This window comes from Streptomyces sp. TRM64462, from assembly GCF_013362995.1.
GTDB lineage: Bacteria > Actinomycetota > Actinomycetes > Streptomycetales > Streptomycetaceae > Streptomyces.
This window is the reverse complement of sequence record NZ_JABWDV010000336.1, coordinates 12,222-37,269: the sequence shown is the minus strand read 5'-3', so window position 1 is coordinate 37,269 and position 25,048 is coordinate 12,222. Positions and strand designations below refer to the sequence as shown.

Below are 25,048 nucleotides of genomic sequence, written 5' to 3'. Positions count from 1 at the left end.
CGCGGCGCGCGGCGCGAAACCGGCCTGGGCCACGGCGAGGGCCGCGAGGCTCACGGTCGGTGACGGCCCGCCCGGCGCGCGGGCCGGGATCAGTCCTGCGGCCTCGTCGAAGTGCTGGGCGGCCGCCGCGAGGTCGCCCTCGTGCAGGGCCAGGACGCCCTGGACGTGGGCGATCCGGCCGATGACCGCGTCGTCGCCCAGCAGCACGGCCGCGGGCCACGCCCGGCGCAGCAGTCCACCGGCGGCGCGCGGGTCGTCGCAGGCCGCGAGCCAGGCCGCCAGCCACAGGGCGCGCACGGTGACCGGCCGGTCGGCGGGGGCCCGCGGCAGCAGTCGGCCCAGGTACCGGCGGCCCTCGTCGGCCTTCCCGTACACGACCCACCAGAACCACAGGTTGACGACGGTCTCCAGCACCTCCTGGGTCTGCCCGGGCTGCTCGACGGCGCGCTCCAGCATCACCCTGAGGTCGTCCTGCTCGTCCTGGAGCAGCTCGGCGGCCTGCGGCTGACCGCCGCTGTTCCACAGGTTCTCGGCGACGACGGCGACGCGCCGGCAGTGCACCGTGTGCCGCTCGGCGGCCACGTCGGCCTCCCCGGCCTCGCGGAGCCGCTCGGCGCCGAAGTCCCGGGCGGCGCGCGTCATCCGGTACCGGGGGCGGCGCGGCCCGCCGGGGTCGCGGGTCTGCTCCAGCACCCCGGTCGCGGCCAGCCGGGCCAGGCAGGCGGGCACGTCCTGCGGCTCGACGCTGCCGCCCACGCACACGAAGGCCGCCGCCGACTCGTCGAACGCGCCCGCGAAGACGCTGCTCCGCGCCCAGACGATGCGCTCCATCCGGTCGCACAGCTCGTACGCGGCGCCGACGGCGCTGCGCAGCGACCGGTGCCGGCGCAGGGACGCGCGGGGGCCGGCGAGCCAGCACTGGTCGCGCCGCAGCAGCTCCGCGAGGCGGCCGATGCCGTGGCGGGCCAGCTGTTCCGCCGCCATCTCGATGGCCAGCGGCAGCCCGTCGAGCGAGCGGCAGATGTCCGCGACCAGGCACAGATCGACACCGTCGGGCGGCGCGTCGCAGCCGTCGTCGGCCATGCCCGCCCTGTCGAGGAACAGCGCGACCGCCGGGGCCGGGCCGTCGCCGCAGCCGCCCTCGCGCGTCACGTCCAACGGCCGCAGGCGCAGCACCCGTTCGTCCCCGAGCCCCAGCGGCCGCCGCGCCGCGACCAGCACGCGCAGCGACGGCACCGACTCCAGGAGCTTCTGCACGACACCCACGCACGCCAGGTGGGCGGGGTCGATGTCGTCCAGGAACAGCAGCGTGTCCCCGGAGCGCAGCTCCGCGGCCACCTCACCGACGCCGGCACGGAGGGCCTTCCTCGGCGGCGGCGTACCCGTCACGGCGTGGAACACCGCCGCGATCAGCTGCGGGGCCCCGGCGGGGCGGTTGTCCCGCCACCGCACCCGTACCACGCGCTGCCACAGGTCACGCCGTGTCCGCGCCACCGCGGCCGCCGCGAGCCGGCTCTTGCCCACGCCGACCCCGCCGGCCACCGTCACCAGACGGTGTTCCGCCAACAGCACGTGCAGCTCCGACAGCTCCCGCTCCCGGCCCACCAGCACACCCCGCACCCGACTGTCGTACGCAGGCGGTACCCCGGGCCCGCCACCGCGCTTCCACACGTCGCTACTCTCCGCACGTTTATTCGACCATCCGTAGGCGACGCCTCTCAGAGCTCGGGCCACTCTGCGCAGAATCGTCTCTGCAGTCGGCGTCACGGCAACCCCAACGCATGATCGGCACCCTGGGTGTCGTCCGTGGCCGAGGGACCACCCGCCACGACGACGCGTCGGATGTCCGTACGCTTCCGTGCGCTCTGTGCGGCCGCTTCGCGGGGTGGCCGCGCGCGGGCCCGCCGTTCAGTCCAGGCGGTCCCGGGGCACCAGAGGCAGCAGCGTCTCCAGCGCGGCCTCGGCGTCGGGTACGGAGGCGGCCAGGCGCAGGAACGGCGCGCCGCGCCGCAGGTCGACGCAGAGCACCGGCCGTCCGGCCCGCACGGCCACGAAGTCGCGCCCCTCCGGGAGGTGCCGTACGCCCACGCAGCGGCCCGGCAGCCACAGTCCCCGCCCGGCCTCGCCGCGCAGCGCCCGCCACCAGTCGGGCTCGACGTGCGCGTCCCGCAGCGCGGACACCGGGACCCGCACCTCGCGGCGGCGCGCCGCCGGCCACTCCCACCAGGCCAGACGGAAGACGATGTCACGGTCGTCCAGTACCACCCGGGCCATCGGTCTCCTTCGCGCCGGCTCCCTTGAATTGTCGAAGACGGACACCTGAGTGCGCACGTGGAGGGAAGGCGGGATTCGGCCTTTTCGGTGAGAGAAAGCGTCTGCGAATGTCGCCGCACGTCCCGGCATTTCCCCGAGGTCTCAAGTAGGGAAAGACTCCTGCCGAATACTGTTTTCGATCTTGCCCCTCTGACCAGAAGTGGACTATACCTGTCGGCGTCACGCGGCGGCCCCGGCCGGCCGCGCGGTGCGCGACCCCGGCACGACCCGCACGACTCAGTACGACCCAGCCGCAAAGACCGCGGTGGCGGGGCCCTTCGCCGCAGGCGAGCAGTACGGGCGACCGGCACACCGCCTGAGTCCTGGAGAAGGCGAGGACTTGAGCATGGGATCCACCTCCGCCCCCACCGGTTCCACCGGTGACCCGACCGGTTCCACCGGTGACCCCACCCGTTCCGCCCATGACGCGCGCGGCGACCGGCAGGCGCCCGGCCGTCGCGATCTGATCAAGCGGTCGGCGGCGCTCGGCCTCGTCACCGTTCCGGCGCTCGGCTTCCTCTCGGCCTGCGCCACCGGTGGCGGCGGCAGCAGCGAGCAGAACCCCGCACCGGCCGGCGAGAAGACCGACAAGAACCCCCTCGGCGTCAAGGAGGGCGCCCCGCTGGAGGCGTTCATCTTCAAGGGCGGCCTCGGCGACCAGTACGCCAAGGACGCCGAAGCCGACTACAAGGCCGTCTACAAGGCCGACGTCAAGCACACCGGCACCCAGCAGGTCGGCCCCAAGCTCACCCCCCGGTTCGCCGGCGGCAACCCGCCCGACGTCATCGACAACTCCGGCGCCGACCACCTCGACATGAACCGGCTGTCCACACAGGGCCAGCTCCAGGACCTGACCGCCCTCCTCGACGCCCCGTCCATGGACGATCCGGCCAAGAAGGTACGGGACACGATTCACCCGAGCACCGTCGAGAAGGGCATGCACGGCGACACCTTCGACGTGCTGTACTACGCGTTCACCATCTACGGCACCTGGTACTCGCAGAAACTCCTCGCGTCCCGAGGCTGGGCCTATCCGAAAACGCTCGCCGAGATGGTCACGCTCTGCGGCGAGATCAAGAAGACCGGCATCGCGCCCTGGACGTACCCGGGGAAGTATCCGTACTACGTGCACTTCAACCTCTTCGCCCAGATCGCCAAGATCGGCGGTATGGAGAAGTGGATCGCCATCGACAACCTGGAGCCCAAGGCCTGGACGTCGAACGACGCCGTCCGCGAGGTCGTCGAGCACTACGAGGAGCTCGCCGCCAAGGGCTACTTCCTCGCGGGCAGCCAGGGCATGACGCACATCCAGTCGCAGACCGCCTGGAACAAGGGCAAGGCCGTCTTCATCCCGAACGGCTCCTGGGTCGAGAACGAGTCCGCGCCCACCACACCCGACGACTTCGCCATGTCCGTCGGCGCGCTCTTCGACGGCGCTGCCGACAAGATGCCGCACGGCACCCTGCGCGCCGAGCCCAGTGAGCCGTACATCGTCGCCGCCAAGGGCAAGAACCCGGTGGGCGGCATGGAGCTGCTGCGCATCATGCTCTCCAAGAAGCACGCGCAGAACTTCGCCACCAAGGTGAAGTCGCTGACCTGCGTCATGGACGCCACCGAGGGCATGACGCTCTCACCGGGCCTGTCGTCAGCGAGCAAGGTCTTCAAGGACGCCGGCGACCATCTGATCAGCCTTCAGCTCCAGGAGTGGTACCCCACGCTCACCGACCAGAAGATCGGCGGCTTCACCGGCCAGCTCCTCGTCGGTGAGATGAAGGCCGCCGACTGGATCCGCAGGACCCAGGAGGAGGCCGACAAGGTCGCCAAGGACAGCTCCATCACCAAGTTCAAGCGCACCGCCTGAGGGGAAGGGCCGGGGAGCACCCGTGCAACACGGCAAGTACCGATTCATCGTGGGCTTCCTGGCCCCGCCTCTGCTCGTCTACGGCATCTTCGTCATCTCACCCTTCGTGCAGGCGTTCCAGATCTCGATGACGGACTGGTCCGGACTCGTCGGCGCCGCGCGGTTCGTGGGCTTCGACAACTTCGTACGGCTCTGGGACAGCGACGACTTCTGGAACGCCCTGCGCCACAACGTCTACATGCTGGCGCTGGTCCCGGTCGTCACGCTCGGCCTCGGGCTGTTCTTCGCCTTCATGCTCAACGTGGGCGGGAAACGCCGCAGGAACGAGGTGGTGACCGGCGTCGCGGGCTCGAAGTTCTACAAGTTCGTCTTCTTCTTCCCGCAGGTCATCTCCATCACGATCATCGCCGTCATCTGGTTCAACATCTACAACCCGGACCCGGACGACGGCATGCTGAACGCCCTGCTCGGCGCACTCGGCCTGGACGGGCTGCAGAACGCCTGGCTGGGCGAGAAGAGCCTCGCCCTGTGGTGCATCAGCGCGGTCATGGTCTGGGGCCATGTCGGCTTCTTCGTGGTGCTGTTCTCGGCGGCGATGGCGTCCGTGCCGCGTGACATCTACGAGGCGGCCCTGCTCGACGGCGCCAACCGGTTCCACACCTTCTTCCGGATCACGCTGCCGCTCCTCTGGGACACCGTGCAGACCGGGTGGGTGTACATGGGCATCATCGCCCTCGACGCCTTCGCCCTGGTGCAGATCATGTCGGTGAACATGGGCGGCCCCGACGGCGCCACCGACGTCATGCCGCTGCGGCTGTACCAGACGGCCTTTGTGGAGAGCAAGTACGGGTACGCCGCCGCGATGGGCGTCGCGATGCTCGTCGTGACGATGACCTTCGCCGTGCTCACGCTGCGCTTCGCGCGCCGTGAGCGGATCGAGTACTAGGGGGCGGCCGCCGATGACCACCGAAGAGATCCAGAAGGTCGACGGAGGCGCCCCCGACGGCCCGGGCGCAGGGCCGTCCGAGGGCCGGGGCCGGGGTCGCAGCCGGGGTCGGGGGAGCGGCGCGGCCGCCGCCGGCGCGGGCGGACCGGGCGGGGGGCGCTCCACCGAGGGCGGGGTGCTCAACGTCTTCTCGCACGGCATCCTCGTGCTGTGGGCGCTGATGGTGGGCGTCCCGCTGCTGTGGGTGCTGTGGAGCTCGTTCAAGGACAGCAACGGCATCCTCAGCGACCCGTGGGGACTGCCGACGGTCCTGCACTGGGAGAACTGGGCGAACGCCTGGAACGAAGCCAACATGGGCCGGTACTTCCTGAACACGGCCGTCGTGGTGGGCGGCTCGGTCACGGGCACGATGGTGCTCGGCTCGATGGCCGCGTACGTGCTGGCCCGCTTCACCTTCCCGGGGAACCGGCTCGTCTACTACCTGTTCGTGGCCGGCATGTCCTTCCCGGTCTTCATGCTGGTGATCCCGCTGTTCTTCGTGCTGCGGGACTTCCCCGGCTCGTCGCTGCTCGCCACGTACCACGGGCTGATCCTCGTCTACATCGCGTACTCGCTGCCGTTCACGGTCTTCTTCATGACGGCGTTCTTCCGCACGCTGCCGACCTCGATCGCGGAGGCGGCGATGATCGACGGGGCGTCGCACACGCGGACGTTCTTCCAGGTGATGCTGCCGATGGCCAAGCCCGGCCTCATCAGCATCGGCATCTTCAACTTCCTGGGGCAGTGGAACCAGTACCTGCTGCCGATGGTGCTGAACCAGCAGGAGGACAAGTACGTGCTGACGCAGGGCCTCGCGATGATCGCGCTCCAGAACGGCTATGAGAACGACTGGGGCGCCCTGATGGCGGGCATGGTGATCGCCATGCTGCCCGTGCTCGTCGTGTACGGGATCTTCCAGCGGCAGGTCCAGGCAGGACTGACGGCCGGCGCGCTGAAGTAGCGGCACAGTACGGATCGTGAACCGCCCACCGGGCCTTTCGGCCAACGGTGGGCGGTTTCTCTGTATCTGATTCCCGACAAATCGGATGCATCACTCTATATGTCCGCTCATCGGAGCTTCGTGATGCTCAAGGTCTTGACGGACGGCAACCCAAAAGGCTCAGCTTAGAGTTCACATGTTGGAGAAAACGGCAGGAGTGAGAGAGTCGATGGAGACTCCGGGGTCGCAGACATCTCTGCATCGGGCCAATCTCGAGCGGGTCGTACGGGCGGTACGGATGGCCGGTTCCCTCACCCAGGCGGAGATCGCCAGGGCCACCGGCCTGTCCGCCGCCACCGTCTCCAACATCGTGCGGGAGCTGAAGGACGGCGGCACCGTCGAGGTCACGCCGACGTCGGCGGGCGGCCGCCGGGCCCGCAGCGTCTCGCTGAGCGGCGACGCCGGCATCGTCATCGGCGTCGACTTCGGCCACACCCACCTGCGTGTCGCCGTCGGCAACCTCGCCCACCAGGTGCTCGCCGAGGAGTCCGAGCCGCTCGACGTCGACGCCTCGTCCGCGGAGGGCTTCGACCGGGCCGAGCAGCTGGTCAAACGGCTGATCGAGACCACCGGCATCGGCCAGGACAAGGTCATCGGCGTCGGCCTCGGCGTCCCGGGCCCCATCGACGTCTCCTCCGGCACGCTCGGTTCGACGTCCATCCTCCCGGGCTGGACCGGCATCAACCCCAGCCAGGAGCTCGCCGCCCGCCTCGGCGTCCCCGTGTACGTCGACAACGACGCCAACCTCGGCGCACTCGGCGAACTGGTCTGGGGCGCCGGCCGCGGCGTCCGCGACCTCGCGTACATCAAGGTCGCCAGCGGTGTCGGCGCCGGCCTGGTCATCGACGGGCAGATCTACCGCGGCCCCGGCGGCACGGCGGGCGAGATCGGGCACATCACGCTCGACGAGTCGGGCCCCGTCTGCCGCTGCGGCAACCGCGGCTGCCTGGAGACCTTCACCGCCGCCCGCTACGTCCTGCCGCTCCTCCAGCCGGGCCACGGCCCCGACCTCACCATGGAGCGCGTCGTGCGGCTCGCCCGGGACGGCGACCCGGGCTGCCGCCGGGTCGTCGCCGACGTCGGCCGGCACATCGGCAGCGGTGTCGCCAACCTCTGCAACCTGCTCAACCCCAGCCGGGTCGTCCTCGGCGGCGACCTCGCGGAGGCCGGCGAGCTGGTCCTCGCGCCCATCCGGGAGTCCGTGTCGCGGTACGCCATCCCCAGCGCCGCCCGGCAGTTGTCCGTTGCTCCCGGGGCCCTCGGCGGGCGCGCCGAGGTGCTGGGCGCCCTCGCCCTCGTACTGAGCGAAATGGGCGATTCGACCCTGCTTGAGGGTGCGCATCAGGCCACACCGAAGGCCACTACGCCTGCGTTCACTTAGATAACGCATGGCACCGTTGTCATCTCGTTAAGAATTTACTCCTTGACGGTGGCCTGACGGCCGAGTTGACTCACGACCACCTCGGCCGCAACGTCGCGGCCTCGTCAGGGAGGCAACCTCATATGAACGCAATGACGCGACGCGTCGTCATAGGTACGGCCGCGGTGTCCATGGCCGTTTCCCTCGCCGCCTGCGGCCAGGCGGGCGGCGACTCCGCCGGTGACGGCGGCGACGGCAAGACCATCGGTCTGCTGCTTCCGGAGAACAAGACCACGCGCTACGAGACCTTCGACCGCCCGATCATCGAGGCGAAGATCAAGGAACTCTGCGAGGAGTGCGAGGTCAAGTACAACAACGCCGCGCAGGACACCGAGACGCAGAAGAAGCAGTTCGACGCGCTCGTCACGCAGGGCGTCAAGGTCATCATCCTCGACGCGGTCGACTACAAGGCCACCAAGTCGTGGGTGCAGCAGGCCGAGAAGAAGGGCGTCAAGGTCGTCGCGTACGACCGCCTCGCCGAGGGCCCGATCGCCGCGTACGTCTCGTACGACAACGAGAAGATCGGCCGCCTCCAGGGCGAGGGCCTCGTCAAGGCCCTGGGCGACAAGGCCAAGGACGCCAACGTCGTCATGATCAACGGCTCCCCGACCGACCCGAACGCCCCGCTCTTCAAGAAGGGCGCCCACAGCGTCCTCGACAGCAAGGTCGGGAAGATCGTCTACGAGCAGGACATCCCCGACTGGTCCCCGGACGAGGCCAACAAGAAGATGGGCGCCGCCATCGACTCCCTCGGCAAGGACGGCTTCCAGGGCGTCTACTCGGCCAACGACGGCATGGCAGGCGGCATCATCACCGCCCTCTCCAAGCAGGGCATCAAGGTCCCGGTCGGCGGCCAGGACGCCGAGCTCGCCGGTCTCCAGCGCATCCTGAAGGGCGAGCAGGCCTTCACGATCTACAAGCAGATCAAGCCCGAGGCCGAGACCACCGCCGAGATCGCCGTCGCCCTCCTCAAGGGCGAGAAGTGGGAGCACTTCACGCCCGCCAAGGTCACCAGCCTGACCGGTGAGTTCAAGAACATCCCGGCGAAGCTGTACGACGCGCAGATCGTGACCAAGGAGAACATCGCGGACACGATCATCATGGACAAGGTCTACACGGCCGCCGACATCTGCACGGCCGAGTACAAGGCCGCCTGCGAGGCCGCCGGTATCAAGTAACCGGCCCCCTCCACCCCCCCCACGCACAGGGCCTGACGAACCAGGCCCCGCCAGGTGAGGCCCGTTCGACCCGGGCCCCTGCAACCGGTCCGGCGCCCGCCCCGCTTCACGCCCCGCAGCGACGGGGCGGGCACCGGACTCCCCTCGCACCCCTGTGCTCCAAACGCACCACCATCCCCGCCCGACCGGCGGGTGAAGGAGATGATTCACGTGTCCGCTACGCCCGTGCTGGCGTTGCGCGGAGTCTCCAAGCGGTTCGGCGCCGTCCAGGCGCTCACCGACGTAGACCTGGAGATCCACGCCGGTGAGGTCGTCGCACTGCTCGGCGACAACGGCGCCGGCAAGTCGACCCTCGTCAAGACGATCTCGGGTGTCCACCCGATCGACGAAGGCACCATCGAGTGGGAGGGCCGCCCGGTCCGGGTCACCCGGCCCAACGAAGCCCAGGACCTCGGCATCGCGACCGTCTACCAGGACCTGGCGCTCTGCGACAACCTCGACGTCGTCGCCAACCTCTTCCTCGGCACCGAGCTGCGCCGCGCCTCCGTCCTCGACGAGATCGCGATGGAGAAGCGCGCCAAGGAGCTCCTCGACACGCTCTCCATCCGCATTCCCAGCGTCCGCATCCCGGTCGCCTCGCTCTCCGGCGGCCAGCGCCAGGTCGTGGCCATCGCCCGCGCCCTCATCGGCGACCCCAGGATCGTCATCCTGGACGAGCCGACCGCCGCCCTCGGCGTCGAGCAGACCGCGCAGGTCCTCGACCTCGTCGAGCGGCTCCGCGAGAACGGCCACGGCGTCATCCTCATCACCCACAACATGGCCGACGTCCGGGCCGTCGCCGACCGCGCCGCCATCCTGCGCCTCGGCCGCAACAACGGTGTCTTCAGCGTCAAGGACACCTCGCACGAAGAGATCATCGCCGCCATCACCGGCGCCACGGACAACGCCGTCACGCGCCGCCAGGCCCGCACGGCCACGAAGGGGGACGCGCAGTGAGCGACCTCACCAAGACCCCCCGGCGCCGCGGCGCCCACGCCGGCAACGGCAACGGCACCGCCCCGTCGGCCGCCCCCGTCCCCGCGGTCGACCCGCGCCTCCTCGTCCGCGAGGAGGGCCTCAAGGGCTACTGGACCGAGTTCACCCGCAAGGTCCGCGGCGGCGAGCTGGGCTCCCTGCCGGTCCTCATCGGCCTCATCGTCATCGCGATCGTCTTCCAGTCGCAGAACAGCAACTTCCTGTCCGCGAGCTCGATCGCCAACATCGCCGTCTACAGCTCCGGCCTCGGCATCATGGCGGTCGGCATCGTCTTCGTCCTCATCCTCGGCGAGATCGACCTGTCGGTCGGCTCCGTCGCGGGCGTCGGCGCCGCCGTGTGGGCGGTCCTCAGCGTCACGAACGGCGTCAACGACCTGCTCGCGGTCCTGATCGCCGTACTCGCCGGCCTCGGCCTCGGCCTGCTGCACGGCTTCTTCTTCGCGAAGATCGGCGTGCCCGCCTTCGTCGTCACCCTCGCCGGCTTCCTCGGCTGGAGCGGCCTCCAGATCTGGCTGATGGGCAACGAAGGCTCCATCAACACCCCGACCGGCAGCCTCGTCGAGAACCTGACCGGCTACTACTTCGCGGACAAGGCCGCCGCGTACGGCCTCGCCGCCGCGGCCGTCCTCGCCTACGCGGGATCGCTTCTGCTGGACAGCAGGCGCCGCCGCGCCGCGGCCCTCCCGACCCGCCCGGCCGGTGAGATCGTGCTGCGCACCGGTGTCGTCGCCGTACTGTGCTTCGCCGTCGCGTACGTCCTGAACGAGCCCGCCGGCGCCCGCGGCCTGCCGCTCGCCCTGGTGCTCTTCCTCGCCGTCCTGGTCGCCGCGGACTTCGTCGCCCGCCGTACGACCTTCGGCCGCAAGGTCTTCGCCGTCGGCGGCAGCGCCGAGGCGGCCCGCCGCGCCGGTATCAACGTGGACCGGATCCGCATCACCGTGTTCGGCCTCTCCGGCCTGCTCGCGGCCTTCGGCGGACTCTTCGTCGCCAGCCTCTCCGGCGGCGCCACCAAGAGCCTCGGCGGCGGGAACACCCTGATGCTCGTTATCGCGGCGGCCGTCATCGGCGGCACCAGCCTCTTCGGCGGCCGCGGCAAGGTCTGGTCGGCGCTCCTCGGCATGATCGTGATCCAGTCCATCCAGCAGGGCCTGAACATGCTCGGCATGGCCAGCGAGATCCAGTTCATGATCACCGGCGCGGTGCTCCTCGCCGCCGTCGTGATCGACTCGGTCTCCCGCAGGACGCAGAAGACCGCCGGCCGCGCATAGCGGTCCAGATCACCCCCTCAGTGCCCGGCGCCGCGCAACCGGCGCCGGGCACTGCCGCGTCTCCGGAAGCGCGGGCACGGCGGCGTGCCGCGTGGGTACATCGGCGTACTCCGTGTCGCCCGTCAGTGTGATCATCGGTGTGATCCACCAGGCACGGCCCGATGTCCACAGTCCGGGACGGAACATTAGACTCGGCGGATCGGCACGCTCGACCGGCTCAACCTCGACCAGCCCAACACGCAAGGAGGCACGGGTGGCATTGCTGACCCGTATCAGGGGACCGCGCGATCTCGACCGGCTCTCCCCGGAGCAGCTGGACCAGCTGGCCTCGGAGATCCGCACGTTCCTCGTGGACGCGGTTTCCAAGACCGGCGGGCACCTCGGCCCCAACCTCGGCGTGGTCGAGCTGACCATCGCCCTGCACCGCGTCTTCGAGTCCCCGCGGGACAGGATCCTCTGGGACACGGGCCACCAGTCGTACGTGCACAAGCTGCTCACCGGCCGGCAGGACTTCTCCAAGCTGAAGATGAAGGGCGGCCTGTCCGGCTACCCGGCCCGTGCCGAGTCCGAGCACGACGTCATCGAGAACTCGCACGCCTCCACCGTCCTGGGCTGGGCCGACGGCCTCGCCAAGGCCAACGAGATCCTCGGCAGGGACGACCACGTCGTCGCCGTCATCGGCGACGGGGCCCTCACCGGCGGCATGGCCTGGGAGGCGCTCAACAACATCGCGGACGCCAAGGACCGCCCGCTCGTCATCGTCGTCAACGACAACGAGCGCTCCTACGCCCCCACCATCGGCGGTCTCGCCAACCATCTGGCGACCCTGCGCACCACCGACGGCTACGAGCGGTTCCTGGCCCGCACCAAGGACATCCTCGACCGCACCCCGGTCGTCGGGAAACCGCTCTACGAGACGCTCCACGGCGCCAAGAAGGGCCTGAAGGACTTCATCGCCCCGCAGGGCCTCTTCGAGGACCTCGGCCTGAAGTACGTCGGCCCCATCGACGGCCACGACCTCGCCGCCGTCGAGTCGGCGCTGCAGCGCGCCAAGCGGTTCAACGGCCCGGTCATCGTGCACTGCCTCACCGAGAAGGGCCGCGGCTATCAGCCCGCCCTCCAGGACGAGGCCGACCGCTTCCACGCCGTCGGCAAGATCCACCCCGACACCGGCCTGCCCATCGCCTCCTCCGGCGCCGACTGGACGTCCGTCTTCGCCGACGAGATGGTCGAACTCGGCAAGGAGCGCGAGGACATCGTCGCCATCACGGCGGCCATGCTCCAGCCCGTCGGCCTCGACAAGTTCGCCAAGGTCTTCCCGGACCGCGTGTACGACGTCGGCATCGCCGAGCAGCACGCCGCCGTGTCGGCGGCCGGCCTCGCCACCGGCGGCCTTCACCCGGTCGTCGCCGTCTACGCCACGTTCCTCAACCGGGCCTTCGACCAGGTCCTGATGGACGTCGCCCTGCACAACTGCGGGGTGACCTTCGTCCTGGACCGGGCCGGCGTCACCGGAACCGACGGCGCCTCGCACAACGGCATGTGGGACATGTCGATCCTCCAGGTCGTACCCGGCCTGCGGATCGCCGCGCCCCGCGACGCCGACCAGGTCCGCGCCCAGCTCCGCGAGGCCGTCGCGGTCGAGGACGCCCCGACCGTCGTGCGCTACTCCAAGGGCGCCGTCGGCCCCGCCGTCGAGGCCGTACGCCGCGTCGGCGGCATGGACGTGCTGCGCGAGCCGGGCACCGACACTCCGGACGTCCTCCTCGTCTCGGTCGGCGCCCTCGCGCCCATGTGCCTGGAGATCGCGGACCTGCTCGACAAGCAGGGCATCTCCACGACGGTCGTCGACCCGCGCTGGGTCAAGCCCGTCGACGAGGCCATGGCACCGCTCGCCGAGCGGCACCGCGTCGTCGTCACCGTCGAGGACAACGGCCGCGTCGGCGGCGTCGGCTCCGCCGTCGCCCAGGCCCTGCGCGACGCGGGCGTCGACGTACCGCTGCGCGACTTCGGCATCCCGCCGCGGTTCCTGGACCACGCGTCCCGCAAGGAGGTCCTCGCGGAGATCGGCCTGACGGCCCCGGACATCGCCCGCCAGGTCACGGGCCTCGTCGCCAAGCTGGACGGCCGCTACGAGGACGAGGACGCCTCCACCGTGGAGCCGGTCCGGGACTGATTTCCTGATTCGGGGGCTCTGCCCCCGAACCCCCGCTCCTCAATCGCCGGAGGGGCTCGATGTGAGCCCGTCCGGCGATTGAGGACGAACGCCGTTCAGGCGTGATACGGGGGTCTGGGGGCGGAGCCCCCAGGTCTGGCTCGGCCTAGACGGAGCGTACCGTGCGGGGGCCCGCGCAGTCCGCGCCGTGGGCGGTGACGCGGCGGCGCAGCTCGCGGTCGGCCGTCACGACCACGCAGCGGCGGTCCGCGGCCGCCGCCTCCCGGGCCAGCTCCGTGATCGTGTCGTCGCCGCTGCCGGGCGCGGACACCACCCGTACGCCCTCGACGGGCTCCACACCCCGCGCCTGCCCCTCGACCACCAGGACGATGTCGACGGGACCCGCCAGCACCCCGGGCACGCCGGCCGCTGCGTACGGGGCGAGGTGGTCGCGCAGGCGCTCGGCGGCGGCCCGGCGGTCGCGCCACCAGCCGTCCGGCACCGAGCCGACGACGTTCGCGGCGTCGACGATCAGCAGGGGGGACGTCATGGCCGTCAGGTTATCCACAGACCGGCGGTGGGTCGCGCGGGCGCTCGTACTATTGCCGAATGACTTCGCCACCGCATGCACCCGATGCATCCGACGCCGACCGCGCCCTGGAGGTCCTGGGCCGGGTCTTCGGCTACGACTCGTTCCGCGGGCAGCAGCGGGAGATCATCGAGCAGGTCATAGGCGGCGGTGACGCGCTCGTCCTGATGCCGACCGGTGGCGGCAAGTCGCTCTGCTACCAGATCCCCGCGCTCGTACGCCCAGGCGTCGGCGTGGTCGTCTCGCCCCTCATCGCGCTCATGCAGGACCAGGTCGACGCCCTGCGGGCGCTCGGCGTGCGGGCCGGGTTCCTCAACTCGACGCAGGATCTCGACGAGCGCCGGCTCGTGGAGGCCGAGTTCGCGGCGGGGGAGCTCGACCTGCTCTACCTCGCGCCCGAGCGGCTGCGCGTGGAGTCGACGCTGCGGCTCCTGGAGCGCGGCACGATCTCGCTGTTCGCGATCGACGAGGCGCACTGCGTCGCCCAATGGGGCCACGACTTCCGGCCGGACTACCTCCAGCTGTCCCAGCTCCACGAGCGCTGGCCCGACGTGCCCCGGATCGCCCTCACGGCGACCGCCACGCGGGCCACGCACGCGGAGATCGCCGCCCGGCTGAACCTCCAGGACGCCCGCCACTTCGTCGCGAGCTTCGACCGGCCCAACATCCAGTACCGCATCGCGCCCAAGAACGAGCCGAAGAAGCAGCTCCTCGCCCTCCTGAAGGACGAGCACGAGGGCGACGCGGGCATCGTGTACTGCCTGTCCCGGGCATCCGTCGAGAAGACGGCGGCGTTCCTCGTCGAGAACGGCATCGAAGCCGTGCCGTACCACGCCGGCCTCGACGCCCGCACGCGCGCCGAGAACCAGGCGCGGTTCCTCCGCGAGGACGGCCTGGTGGTCGTCGCGACCATCGCGTTCGGCATGGGCATCGACAAGCCGGACGTCCGGTTCGTCGCCCACCTCGACCTGCCGAAGTCCGTCGAGGGCTACTACCAGGAGACCGGCCGCGCCGGCCGTGACGGACTGCCGTCGACGGCGTGGCTGGCGTACGGGCTGAACGACGTCGTGCAGCAGCGCCGCATGATCGACACGAGCGAGGGCGACGAGGACCACCGCCGCCGGCTCGCCGCGCACCTCGACGCCATGCTGGCCCTGTGCGAGACCGTCGAATGCCGGCGCGTCCAGCTCCTCGCCTACTTCGGGCAGGACAGCGCCCCCTGCGGCAACTGCGACACGTGCCTGACCCCGCCGAAGTCGTGGGACGGCACGATCGCCGCCCAGAAGTTCCTGTCGACCGTCGTCCGGCTCAAGCGGGAGCGCAACCAGTCGTTCGGCGTGGGGCAGATCGTCGACATCCTCCTCGGCCGCAAGACCCCCAAGGTCCTCCGCTTCGACCACGACGCGCTGAGCGTCTTCGGGATCGGCACGGACCTGACGGAGGCCCAGTGGCGGGGCGTGGCCCGCCAGTTGCTGGCGCAGGGGCTGCTCTCCGTCCAGGGCGAGTACAACACCCTGTTTCTCACCGACGAGTCGGCCGAGGTGCTCGGCGGCCGTCGCCAGGTGCTGCTGCGCACCGAGCCGGAGAAGCCCGCCCGGGCGTCCAAGAGCGGTTCGGGGAAGAAGAAGGCCGCCCCCGTGGACCTGCCCGAGGGTGCCCTGCCGGTCTTCGAGCGGCTGCGCGCCTGGCGGGCCGCGACGGCCAAGGAGCAGGGCGTCCCGGCGTACGTCATCTTCCACGACGCGACCCTGCGCGAGATCGCCGCGGCCCCGCCCGCGACCCTCGCCGAGCTGGGCGGCATCAGCGGCGTGGGCGAGAACAAACTGGCCAAGTACGGCCAACAGATCCTGGACGCTCTCGCCGAGGACTGAGGAGCCCCCCGAAACGGCCGACGGGCCGTACGGGAGGACATCCCGTACGGCCCGTCGCCGTATGCAGCAGCCGCTACGCGGGCACGCTCGCGACGCCCGGCTGCAGGAACGGCTTGCCGTTCACGCGCTCCGACACGCCCTCGCGGTCCAGGTACGGCGTGATGCCGCCCAGGTGGAAGGGCCAGCCGGCGCCGGTGATCAGGCACAGGTCGATGTCCTGTGCCTCCGCCACGACGCCCTCGTCCAGCATCAGGCCGATCTCCTGCGCCACCGCGTCCAGGACGCGGGCGCGGACCTGCTCCTCGGTGAGGACGGTGTCGCCCTGCTTCAGCAGCGCGGCGACCTCCGGGTCCAGCTCCGGCTTGCCGCTGTCGTAGACGTAGAAGCCGCGCTTGCCGGCCTCGACGACCGCCTTGAGGTTCGGGGACACCTTGAAGCGGTCCGGGAAGGAGCGGTTCAGGGTCTCCGACACGTGCAGACCGATGGCCGGGCCGACCAGCTCAAGGAGGACCAGCGGCGACATCGGCAGGCCCAGCGGCTCGACGGCCTTCTCGGCCGTCTCGACCGGGGTGCCCTCGTCGATGACGTTCTGGATCTCGCCCATGAAGCGCGTCAGGATGCGGTTGACGACGAACGCCGGGGCGTCCTTCACCAGCACCGCGGTCTTCTTCAGCTTCTTCGCGACACCGAAGGCGGTGGCGAGGGACGCGTCGTCCGTCTGCTCGCCGCGGACGATCTCCAGGAGCGGGAGGATCGCGACCGGGTTGAAGAAGTGGAAGCCGACGACCCGCTCCGGGTGCTGAAGCTTCGACGCCATCTCGGTGACCGACAGCGACGAGGTGTTGGTCGCGAGGATCGCGTGCGCCGGGGCGACGGCCTCGACCTCCGCGAACACCTTCTGCTTGACCGACATCTCCTCGAACACGGCCTCGATGATGAAGTCCGCGTCCGCGAAGCCCTCGGCCTTGTCCAGGACACCGGTGACCAGCGCCTTGAGGCGGTTGGCCTTGTCCTGGTTGATCCGGCCCTTGCCGAGCAGCTTGTCGATCTCGGCGTGGACGTAGCCCACACCCTTGTCGACGCGCTCCTGGTCGATGTCCGTGAGGACGACCGGGACCTCCAGGCGGCGCAGGAACAGCAGCGCCAGCTGCGAGGCCATCAGACCGGCGCCGACGACACCGACCTTGGTGACCGGGCGGGCCAGGTTCTTGTCCGGGGCACCGGCGGGGCGCTTGGCGCGCTTCTGCACCAGGTTGAAGGCGTAGATGCCGGAGCGCAGCTCGCCACCCATGATCAGGTCCGCGAGGGCCTGGTCCTCGGCGTCGAAGCCCTTCTGCAGGTCGCCGTCCTTGGCGGCCTCGATGATGTCGAGGGCCCGGTAGGCGGCCGGGGCGGCGCCGTGCACCTTGCCGTCCGCGATGAACCGGCCGCGGGCCACGGCGGCGTCCCACGCCTCACCGCGGTCCACCTCGGGACGCTCGACGGTGATGTCGCCCTTGAGGACCTGCGCGGTCCACAGCAGCGACTGCTCCAGGAAGTCCGCGCCCTCGAAGATCGCGTCGGCGATACCGAGCTCGAAGACCTGCTTGCCCTTGAGCTGCTTGTTCTGGTTGAGCGAGTTCTCGATGATCACCGAGACCGCGCGGTCGGCGCCGATCAGGTTCGGCAGGATCGTGCAGCCGCCCCAGCCCGGGACCAGGCCCAGGAACACCTCGGGCAGCGAGAAGGCCGGCACGGCCTTCGACACGGTGCGGTAGGTGCAGTGCAGACCGGCCTCGACGCCGCCGCCCATCGCCGCGCCGTTGTAGTACGCGAAGGTGGGCACGGCCAGCGCGGAGAGACGCTTGAAGACGTCGTGGCCGCCCTTGCCGATGGCCAGCGCGTCCTCGTGGCGCTTCAGCAGCTCGACGCCCTTGAGGTCGGCGCCGACCGCGAAGATGAACGGCTTGCCGGTGAGGCCGACACCGGCGATGGAGCCCTCGGCGGCCTCCTTCTCGACCTGGTCGATCGCCGCGTTCAGGTTGGCGAGCGACTGCGGCCCGAAGGTGGTCGGCTTGGTGTGGTCGAAGCCGTTGTCCAGCGTGATCAGCGCGAACCTGCCCGCGCCGAACGGCAGGTCGAAGTGGCGTACGTGCGCCTGCGTGACGACCTCGTCGGGGAACAGCTCGGCCGCACCCTTCAAAAGCTCAGCGGTGGTGCTCACTTGCTGCCTCCGGCGTCCTTGTGGTTCGGGTTCTCCCAGATGACCGTGGCGCCCATGCCGAAGCCGACGCACATGGTGGTGAGGCCGTAGCGGACCTCCGGCTGCTCCTCGAACTGGCGGGCCAGCTGGGTCATCAGACGGACACCGGAGGAGGCCAGCGGGTGACCGTAGGCGATCGCGCCGCCGTACTGGTTGACGCGCGCGTCGTCGTCGGCGATGCCGTAGTGGTCGAGGAAGGCGAGGACCTGGACGGCGAACGCCTCGTTGATCTCGAACAGGCCGATGTCGCCGATGGTCAGGCCCGCCTGGGCGAGGGCCTTCTCGGTGGCCGGGATCGGGCCGTAGCCCATGACCTCCGGCTCGACGCCCGCGAAGGCGTACGAGACGAGGCGCATCTTGACCGGCAGGCCGTTCTCGCGGGCGAAGTCCTCGGACGCGATGATCGACGCGGTGGCGCCGTCGTTGAGGCCCGCGGCGTTACCGGCGGTGACGCGGCCGTGGACGCGGAACGGCGTCTTCAGGCCGGCCAGGTTCTCCAGCGTGGTGCCCGGGCGCATCGGCTCGTCGGCGGTGACCAGGCCCCAGCCCGTCTCACCGGCCGACCCCGCGGCGGAGCCGCTATCGACTGCAGCGGTGCGGCGCACCGAGATCGGCACCAGGTCCTGCTGGATCTTGCCGTCGGCGTAGGCCTTGGCGGCCTTCTCCTGCGAGCGCACGGCGTACTCGTCGGCGCGCAGCTTGGTGATCTGCGGGTAGCGGTCGTGCAGGTTCTCCGCCGTCATGCCCATGAACAGGGCCGACTCGTCGACCAGCTTCTCGGACACGAACCGCGGGTTCGGGTCGACGCCCTCGCCCATCGGGTGGCGGCCCATGTGCTCCACGCCGCCGGCGATCACCGCGTCGTACGCGCCGAAGGCGATCGAACCGGCGGTCGTGGTGACCGCGGTCAGCGCGCCCGCGCACATACGGTCGATGGAGTAGCCGGGCACGGACTGCGGCAGGCCCGCGAGGATGCCGGCGGTCCGGCCGATGGTCAGGCCCTGGTCGCCGATCTGCGTGGTCGCGGCGATGGCGACCTCGTCGATCTTCGCCGGGTCGAGGGCCGGGTTGCGGCGCAGCAGCTCCCGGATGGCCTTCACGACGAGATCGTCGGCGCGGGTCTCGTGGTAGATGCCCTTCGGGCCCGCCTTGCCGAACGGGGTGCGGACGCCGTCGACGAAGACGACGTCCCTGACGGTACGAGGCACGATGGCTCTCCTCCAGGGTGCGGGATGGCACTGCACTGCTGCGGCACGCGGCTAAGCGTGCGCTTGCTCCCCCCATGCTACTTACGGGTAACCAGGCTGCACAGTCCCCCCGCCCGGAGCGTTGAACGTCACACTCCGTACCCGCTGCCGGCCGTCCCGGACAGGGCGGGCGCACGTGTGCCGGCCGGTACGACGCGCTGACGTGCCGAGGGGCGCCCCCGGCCACGTACGGACGGGGGCGCCCCTCAGGTGCACGGGTGGATCAGGCCGTGGTGATGCGCAGGGCCTTCACCAGGTCCGGGGTGACCTGTTCGATCTGCCACGGCCGTGCGCCGTAGCCGGCGAGGGCCGCGCCGACCGACTCGGGCGTCGGGTCCGCCGGGGGCTCCCAGCAGACGCGGCGGACCGTGTCGGGCGTGATCAGGTTCTCCTGCGGCAGGTTCAGCGCCTCGGCGAGCGACGACACCGCCGCGCGGGCCGCCGACAGCCGGGCCGCCGCCACCGGGTCCTTGTCCGCCCACGCGCGCGGCGGAGGCGGGCCCGTCAGGGGCTGGCCGGGCTGCGGCAGCTGCGTGTCCGGCAGCGCCTTCGCCCGGTCGACGGCCGCCTGCCACTGCTCCAGCTGGCGGCGCCCCATGCGGGCGCCGAAACCGGGCAGCCCGGACAGCACCTGCGCGTTCGGCGGCAGGGCGAGCGCGGCCTCGATGATCGCGGCGTCGCTCAGCACCTTGCCGGGCGACACGTCACGCCGCTGCGCGATCCGGTCACGGGCGGTCCACAGCTCCCGTACGACGGCCATCTGGCGGCGTCGCCGCACCTTGTGCATCCCGGACGTACGGCGCCAGGGGTCCTGGCGCGGGGGCGGGGGCGGCGCGGACGCGATGGCGTCGAACTCCTGGTGGGCCCACTCCAGCTTGCCCTGCCGGTCCAGCTCCTTCTCCAGTGCGTCCCGCAGGTCGACGAGCAGCTCGACGTCCAGCGCGGCGTACCGGAGCCAGGGTTCGGGCAGCGGGCGCGTGGACCAGTCCACGGCAGAGTGGCCCTTCTCCAGGACGTATCCGAGTACGGACTCGACCATGGCGCCGAGGCCGACCCGCGGGAAGCCCGCGAGCCGTCCGGCCAGCTCCGTGTCGAACAGCCGGCCGGGGATCATGCCTATCTCGCGGAGGCACGGCAGGTCCTGGGTGGCGGCGTGAAGGATCCACTCGGTGCCGTCGAGCGCCGCGCCGAGGCCGGACAGGTCCGGGCAGCCGACCGGGTCGACCAGCGCCGTGCCCGCGCCCTCACGGCGCAGCTGGACCAGGTAGGCGCGCTGTCCGTAGCGGTAGCCGGACGCCCGCTCGGCGTCGACGGCGACCGGGCCGGTGCCGGCCTCGAAGGCCTCGATCACCCGGGCCAGGGCCTCGGGGTCGGCGACCACGGGCGGGATGCCCTCGCGGGGCTCCAGCAAGGGGATCGGTTCCGGGGTCGGCTCCTGGGGCGGGGCCCCGTCGGCTGCGACGCCGTCGTCCGGAGGGCCGCCCCCGGTGGTTCGCAGTGGTGTGTCTGCTGCGGTGTCTTGGGCGTCGGTCACCTGTCAAGGGTATCCGTGAACGGAAGGCGCCCGTCGACGGAACGTTCCGTCGACGGGCGCGTACGGGAGGGGGGACGGTCAGTGGATGATGCCGGTACGGAGCGCGACCGCGACCATGCCGGCCCGGTCGCCGGTGCCCAGCTTGCGGGCGATCCGGGCGAGGTGGGACTTCACGGTGAGCGCCGACAGGCCCATCGAGACGCCGATGGCCTTGTTCGACTGGCCCTCCGCCACCAGCCGGAGGACCTCGACCTCGCGGCCGGACAGCTCGCGGTAGCCGCCCGGGTGGCTCGGGGCACCCGGGGGGCGGCGGTGGAGACGTGCGGCGGCGGAGCCGATGGGCGCGGCGCCCGGGCGGGTCGGGTGCCCGATGTTCGTACGGGTGCCGGTGACGACATAGCCCTTGACGCCGCCCGCGAGCGCGTTGCGCACGGCGCCGATGTCGTCGGCCGCGGACAGGGCAAGACCGTTGGGCCAGCCGGCGGCGCGGGTCTCGGACAGCAGCGTGAGACCGGAGCCGTCGGGGAGGTGGACGTCGGCGACACAGATGTCGCGCGGGTTGCCGATACGGGGACGGGCCTCCGCGATGGACGACGCCTCGATGACGTCACGCACTCCGAGCGCCCACAGGTGGCGGGTCACGGTGGAGCGGACGCGCGGGTCGGCCACGACGACCATGGCCGTCGGCTTGTTCGGGCGGTAGGCGACCAGGCTTGCGGGCTGCTCGAGGAGAACGGACACCAGGCCTCCTGGGAAGGTGCGGGACACTGCCGGCTCGGGGAAGCAGCCGGGGCGAACCGTGCAGATAGGGTCACAGACCTCTTCGGCAGCAATCCCGTCGGCCTTTAGAGGAAGATCACGATTTGGTGAGTAACAATTGGGGCAATTCGGACGCGTGATCGATCATCCTACGAGCGAACTGCCCCGTGTACTCCGACCGGGGGTGTCCGGACACCGGCTCGGGTGCCGCTGAGGCAGATGAGACGGACGAGGCAGAAGTCACGGATGGTGCGGGCCGCGCCGCTGCGGCAGCGACACCACCCCCGCGCCGCGATCGAGCGGCCCGGGCCCCGACGGCGGAAGCCCCGCCACCTGGCACAGCAGATCCCCCCACGCCGCCAGATGCGCCGCCGTGTCCGGCACCCCGCCCCGGTCCTCGCGCGGCGTCCACGACGCGCGGATCTCGATCTGCGTCGCCGGACGGCGCTCCGCGAGCCCCCCGAAGTAGTACGACCCCGCCCGCGTGACCGTCCCGCTCGCCGCGTCGAACGAGAGCCCGCGCGCCTCCAGCGCCCCGGTCAGCCACGACCAGCACACCTCCGGCAGCAGCGGGTCCGCCGCCATCTCCGGCTCCAGCTCCGCCCGCACCAGCGTCACCAGCCGGAACGTGCCCTGCCACGCCTCGTGCCCCGCCGGGTCGTGCAGCAGCACCAGCCGGCCGTCCGCCAGATCGTCGCCGTCCTCGACGGCCGCCGCCTCCACCGCGTACGCGTACGGCGCGAGCCGCTGGGGCGGCCGGGCCGGCTCCAGCTCGACCTCCGGGCGCGGGCGCGCCGCCCGCAGCGCGTCCACCGCAAGCCGGAAAGCGTGCGGCACGGGACCGCCCTCCCTGCCGCCCATGCCCTCGTTACCGCCCGAAGTGTTGGAAAACTGTTCCTGAGCCGCAGCCATGCGGGGAAGAGTAGGCGCAACGACCGCCGCGCGCAGGGAGGGACACCCCACGGGAGCCGCCGCAGCGCACACCCGCAGCGCGCACCACAGCGCGCCCGCGCCGTGCCGCCGTGTGTGAGCCGACCCCCGTACCCCTCCGCCGCACATGCGAAGATTCACGGCGTGAGTGACAGCACCCGCCCCTCGGGCCACCCGACGCAGACGTACGACTCCGCCTTCCTCAAGGCGTGCCGGCGCGAACCGGTGCCGCACACGCCGGTCTGGTTCATGCGCCAGGCGGGCCGCTCGCTCCCCGAGTACCTGAAGGTCCGCGAAGGCATCCCGATGCTGGAGTCCTGCATGCGGCCCGACCTGGTCACCGAGATCACGCTGCAGCCGGTGCGCCGCCACAAGGTCGACGCGGCGATCTACTTCAGCGACATCGTCGTCCCGCTCAAGGCGATCGGTGTCGACCTCGACATCAAGCCGGGCGTCGGCCCCGTCGTCGCCGAGCCGATCCGCCGCCGCGAGGACCTGCGGCGGCTGCGCGACCTCACCCCGGACGACGTCGCGTACGTCACCGAGGCCATCGGCATGCTCACCGGCGAGCTCGGCACGACCCCGCTCATCGGTTTCGCGGGCGCCCCCTTCACCCTCGCGAGCTACCTCGTCGAGGGCGGCCCGTCCCGCAACCACGAGAACACCAAGGCCCTCATGTACGGCGACCCCGAGCTGTGGGCCGACCTGCTCGACCGGCTCGCGGACATCACCGCCGCGTTCCTCAAGGTCCAGATCGAGGCCGGCGCCTCCGCCGTGCAGCTCTTCGACTCCTGGGTCGGCGCCCTCGCCCCCGCCGACTACCGCCGCTCCGTCATGCCCGCGTCCGCGAAGGTCTTCGACGCGGTCGCCTCGTACGGCGTGCCGCGCATCCACTTCGGCGTCGGTACGGGCGAGCTGCTCGGGCTCATGGGCGAGGCCGGAGCGGACGTGGTCGGCGTCGACTGGCGCGTCCCCCTCGACGAGGCCGCCCGCCGCGTCGGCCCCGGCAAGGCGCTCCAGGGCAACCTCGACCCCGCCGTCCTGTTCGCCCCGCGCGAGGCCGTGGAGGCCCAGACCGACGAGGTCCTGCGCGCCGCCTCCGGCCTGGAGGGCCACATCTTCAACCTGGGCCACGGCGTGCTCCCCACGACGAACCCGGACGCCCTGACGCGCCTGGTCGAGTACGTCCACACCCGGACCGCCCGCTAGCCCGCCGCTCCGGACCGGGGGCTCCGCCCCCGAACCCCCGCTCCGGCGCTCAGCCCGCGGCCCGTACCGCCGCCACCGCCTTGCGGGCCGCCACCTGGACCGGATCCCAGACCGGGGAGAAGGGCGGGGCGTAGCCGAGGTCCAGGGTGACGATCTGCTCCACCGTCATCCCGGCGGTCAGCGCGACCGCCGCGATGTCCACCCGCTTCGCCGCGCCCTCGCGACCGACGATCTGCGCGCCGAGCAGCCGGCCCGTACGGAGTTCGGCGAGCAGCTTCACCGTCATCGGCGCCGCGCCCGGGTAGTAGCCGGCGCGGCTCGTCGACTCGACCGTCACCGTCACGAACCGCAGCCCGACCGCCCGGGCGTCGCGCTCCCGCAGGCCGGTGCGGGCGATCTCCAGCGAGCACACCTTGCTGACCGCCGTACCCACCACCCCGGGGAACGTGCCGTAGCCGCCGGCCACGTTCGCCCCGATGACCTGGCCCTGCTTGTTCGCGTGCGTGCCGAGCGGGATGTGCCGCTCGCGGCCGGACACCAGGTCCAGAACCTCGACGCAGTCGCCGCCCGCCCACAGGTCCTCGCGGCCGCGCACCCGCATCGACAGATCGGTGAGCAGCCCGCCCGACGACCCGAGCGGCAGCCCGGCCGCCCGCGCCAGGGACGTCTCGGGCGCGACGCCGATGCCCAGCACCACCACGTCGGCCGGGTACTCGGCGCCCCCGGCCGCCACCGCCCGCGCCCGGCCGTCCGGGGCGGTGAGGACCGCGGTGACCGCCGCGCCGCTCACCACGCGGATGCCCAGGCCCTCCATGGCGTCGCGCACCAGCCGGCCCATGTCCGGGTCCAGCGTCGACATCGGCTGCTCGCCCCGGTCCAGGACGGTCACCTCGTACCCGCGGTTCAGCAGCGCCTCGGCCATCTCCACGCCGATGTACCCGGCGCCCACGACGACCGCGCGCCGCCCGGCCTGCCCGGACAGGGCGTCCAGCAGGGCCTGCCCGTCGTCGAGGGTCTGCACCCCGTGGACGCCCCGGGCGTCGATGCCCGGCAGGGGCGGCCGCACCGGGCGGGCCCCGGTCGCCAGGACCAGCCGGTCGTACCCGGTCCACGCCGTGGCGCCCGAGTCCACGTCCCGGGTGCGGACCCGCCGCGCGTCGAGGTCCAGCTCGGTCACCTCGGTACGCAGCCGTACGTCGATGTCCCGCGCCCGGTGCTCCTCCGGGGTCCGCGCGATGAGCCGGTCCCGGTCGGTGACGTCACCGCCGACCCAGTACGGGATGCCGCACGCCGAGTACGACGTGAAGTGCCCGCGCTCGAACGCGACGATCTCCAGCTCGTCCGGGCCCTTCAACCGCCGGGCCTGCGACGCGGCGGACATCCCCGCCGCGTCGCCGCCGACGACCACAAGGCGCTCCCGGCCACCACCCGCGTGTCCCATGCGGAACACGC

Annotated in this window: 19 protein-coding genes; 10 read left to right on the top strand and 9 right to left on the bottom strand. The window is 71.4% G+C overall.

The features are described from left to right. Both HTZ82_RS17405 and HTZ82_RS17400 read right to left on the bottom strand, forming a co-directional pair. Nucleotides 1–1,620, bottom strand: a 1,620-nt coding sequence (locus HTZ82_RS17405; protein ID WP_175410313.1) for a hypothetical protein, incomplete at its 3' end; no start/stop codon positions are given. A 288-nt stretch (nt 1,621–1,908) separates the two neighbouring features. Further along, on the bottom strand, nt 1,909–2,274 hold the full coding sequence (locus HTZ82_RS17400) for a hypothetical protein (protein ID WP_175410312.1): 366 nt from the start codon (nt 2,272–2,274) through the stop codon (nt 1,909–1,911). 385 nt (nt 2,275–2,659) lie between these two features. Between HTZ82_RS17400 and ngcE the strand changes: the two genes are divergently transcribed. From ngcE to dxs, 8 genes are all read left to right on the top strand, one after another. Continuing rightward, nucleotides 2,660–4,174 (top strand): N-acetylglucosamine/diacetylchitobiose ABC transporter substrate-binding protein, encoded by a 1,515-nt coding sequence (gene ngcE / locus HTZ82_RS17395; protein ID WP_175410311.1) that lies wholly within the window; start codon nt 2,660–2,662, stop codon nt 4,172–4,174. A 22-nt stretch (nt 4,175–4,196) separates the two neighbouring features. Beyond that, a complete protein-coding gene (locus tag HTZ82_RS17390; RefSeq protein WP_175410310.1) occupies nt 4,197–5,120 on the top strand; it encodes a carbohydrate ABC transporter permease in 924 nt (307 codons plus the stop codon). Nucleotides 5,121–5,133: 13 nt separating this feature from the next. Continuing rightward, nucleotides 5,134–6,120 carry a carbohydrate ABC transporter permease gene (locus HTZ82_RS17385; protein WP_175410309.1) on the top strand — a complete coding sequence of 329 codons (987 nt, stop codon included), beginning with the start codon at nt 5,134–5,136 and terminating at the stop codon, nt 6,118–6,120. Nucleotides 6,121–6,328: 208 nt separating this feature from the next. Then, the gene (locus HTZ82_RS17380; protein WP_175410308.1) at nt 6,329–7,540 is read left to right on the top strand and encodes an ROK family transcriptional regulator; all 1,212 of its coding nucleotides are present in this window, start codon (nt 6,329–6,331) and stop codon (nt 7,538–7,540) included. Between the two features lie 122 nt (nt 7,541–7,662). Further along, nucleotides 7,663–8,757, top strand: a complete 1,095-nt coding sequence (locus tag HTZ82_RS17375; RefSeq protein ID WP_375540830.1) for a sugar ABC transporter substrate-binding protein — start codon at nt 7,663–7,665, stop codon at nt 8,755–8,757. Nucleotides 8,758–8,958: 201 nt separating this feature from the next. Continuing rightward, the gene (locus HTZ82_RS17370; protein WP_175410307.1) at nt 8,959–9,753 is read left to right on the top strand and encodes an ATP-binding cassette domain-containing protein; all 795 of its coding nucleotides are present in this window, start codon (nt 8,959–8,961) and stop codon (nt 9,751–9,753) included. Further along, complete coding sequence (locus HTZ82_RS17365; RefSeq protein ID WP_175410306.1) at nt 9,750–11,060, top strand: sugar ABC transporter permease; 1,311 nt, start codon at nt 9,750–9,752, stop codon at nt 11,058–11,060. The genes HTZ82_RS17370 and HTZ82_RS17365 overlap by 4 nt, the downstream gene beginning before the upstream one ends. Nucleotides 11,061–11,313: 253 nt before the next feature. Next, nucleotides 11,314–13,236 carry a 1-deoxy-D-xylulose-5-phosphate synthase gene (gene dxs, locus HTZ82_RS17360; RefSeq protein WP_175410305.1) on the top strand — a complete coding sequence of 641 codons (1,923 nt, stop codon included), beginning with the start codon at nt 11,314–11,316 and terminating at the stop codon, nt 13,234–13,236. A gap of 145 nt (nt 13,237–13,381) precedes the next feature. On the opposite strand, the gene HTZ82_RS17355 is transcribed toward dxs, so the two are convergent. Beyond that, nucleotides 13,382–13,765, bottom strand: coding sequence for an NYN domain-containing protein (locus tag HTZ82_RS17355; protein ID WP_175410304.1), 384 nt, complete (start codon nt 13,763–13,765; stop codon nt 13,382–13,384). Nucleotides 13,766–13,824: 59 nt separating this feature from the next. Between HTZ82_RS17355 and recQ the strand changes: the two genes are divergently transcribed. Next, nucleotides 13,825–15,675 carry a DNA helicase RecQ gene (gene recQ, locus HTZ82_RS17350; RefSeq protein ID WP_175410303.1) on the top strand — a complete coding sequence of 617 codons (1,851 nt, stop codon included), beginning with the start codon at nt 13,825–13,827 and terminating at the stop codon, nt 15,673–15,675. A 73-nt stretch (nt 15,676–15,748) separates the two neighbouring features. Here the strand turns inward: recQ and HTZ82_RS17345 are convergent, their stop codons facing one another. The 5 genes from HTZ82_RS17345 to HTZ82_RS17325 form a co-directional block, all read right to left on the bottom strand. Then, a complete protein-coding gene (locus tag HTZ82_RS17345) occupies nt 15,749–17,878 on the bottom strand; it encodes a 3-hydroxyacyl-CoA dehydrogenase NAD-binding domain-containing protein (protein ID WP_175410302.1) in 2,130 nt (709 codons plus the stop codon). Then, nucleotides 17,875–19,125 carry an acetyl-CoA C-acyltransferase gene (locus tag HTZ82_RS17340; protein WP_175410301.1) on the bottom strand — a complete coding sequence of 417 codons (1,251 nt, stop codon included), beginning with the start codon at nt 19,123–19,125 and terminating at the stop codon, nt 17,875–17,877. The genes HTZ82_RS17345 and HTZ82_RS17340 overlap by 4 nt, the downstream gene beginning before the upstream one ends. A 262-nt stretch (nt 19,126–19,387) precedes the next feature. Beyond that, nucleotides 19,388–20,698, bottom strand: coding sequence for a ribonuclease D (locus tag HTZ82_RS17335; protein ID WP_175410300.1), 1,311 nt, complete (start codon nt 20,696–20,698; stop codon nt 19,388–19,390). 78 nt (nt 20,699–20,776) lie between these two features. Beyond that, nucleotides 20,777–21,439, bottom strand: a complete 663-nt coding sequence (locus tag HTZ82_RS17330; RefSeq protein ID WP_023590528.1) for a response regulator transcription factor — start codon at nt 21,437–21,439, stop codon at nt 20,777–20,779. Nucleotides 21,440–21,697: 258 nt separating this feature from the next. Then, on the bottom strand, nt 21,698–22,369 hold the full coding sequence (locus HTZ82_RS17325; RefSeq protein WP_175410299.1) for a DUF3000 domain-containing protein: 672 nt from the start codon (nt 22,367–22,369) through the stop codon (nt 21,698–21,700). Nucleotides 22,370–22,531: 162 nt separating this feature from the next. Between HTZ82_RS17325 and hemE the strand changes: the two genes are divergently transcribed. After that, on the top strand, nt 22,532–23,596 hold the full coding sequence (hemE, locus tag HTZ82_RS17320; protein ID WP_175410298.1) for a uroporphyrinogen decarboxylase: 1,065 nt from the start codon (nt 22,532–22,534) through the stop codon (nt 23,594–23,596). Nucleotides 23,597–23,645: 49 nt separating this feature from the next. Here the strand turns inward: hemE and HTZ82_RS17315 are convergent, their stop codons facing one another. Continuing rightward, on the bottom strand, nt 23,646–25,037 hold the full coding sequence (locus HTZ82_RS17315; RefSeq protein ID WP_175410297.1) for an FAD-dependent oxidoreductase: 1,392 nt from the start codon (nt 25,035–25,037) through the stop codon (nt 23,646–23,648). Nucleotides 25,038–25,048: the final 11 nt, after the last annotated feature.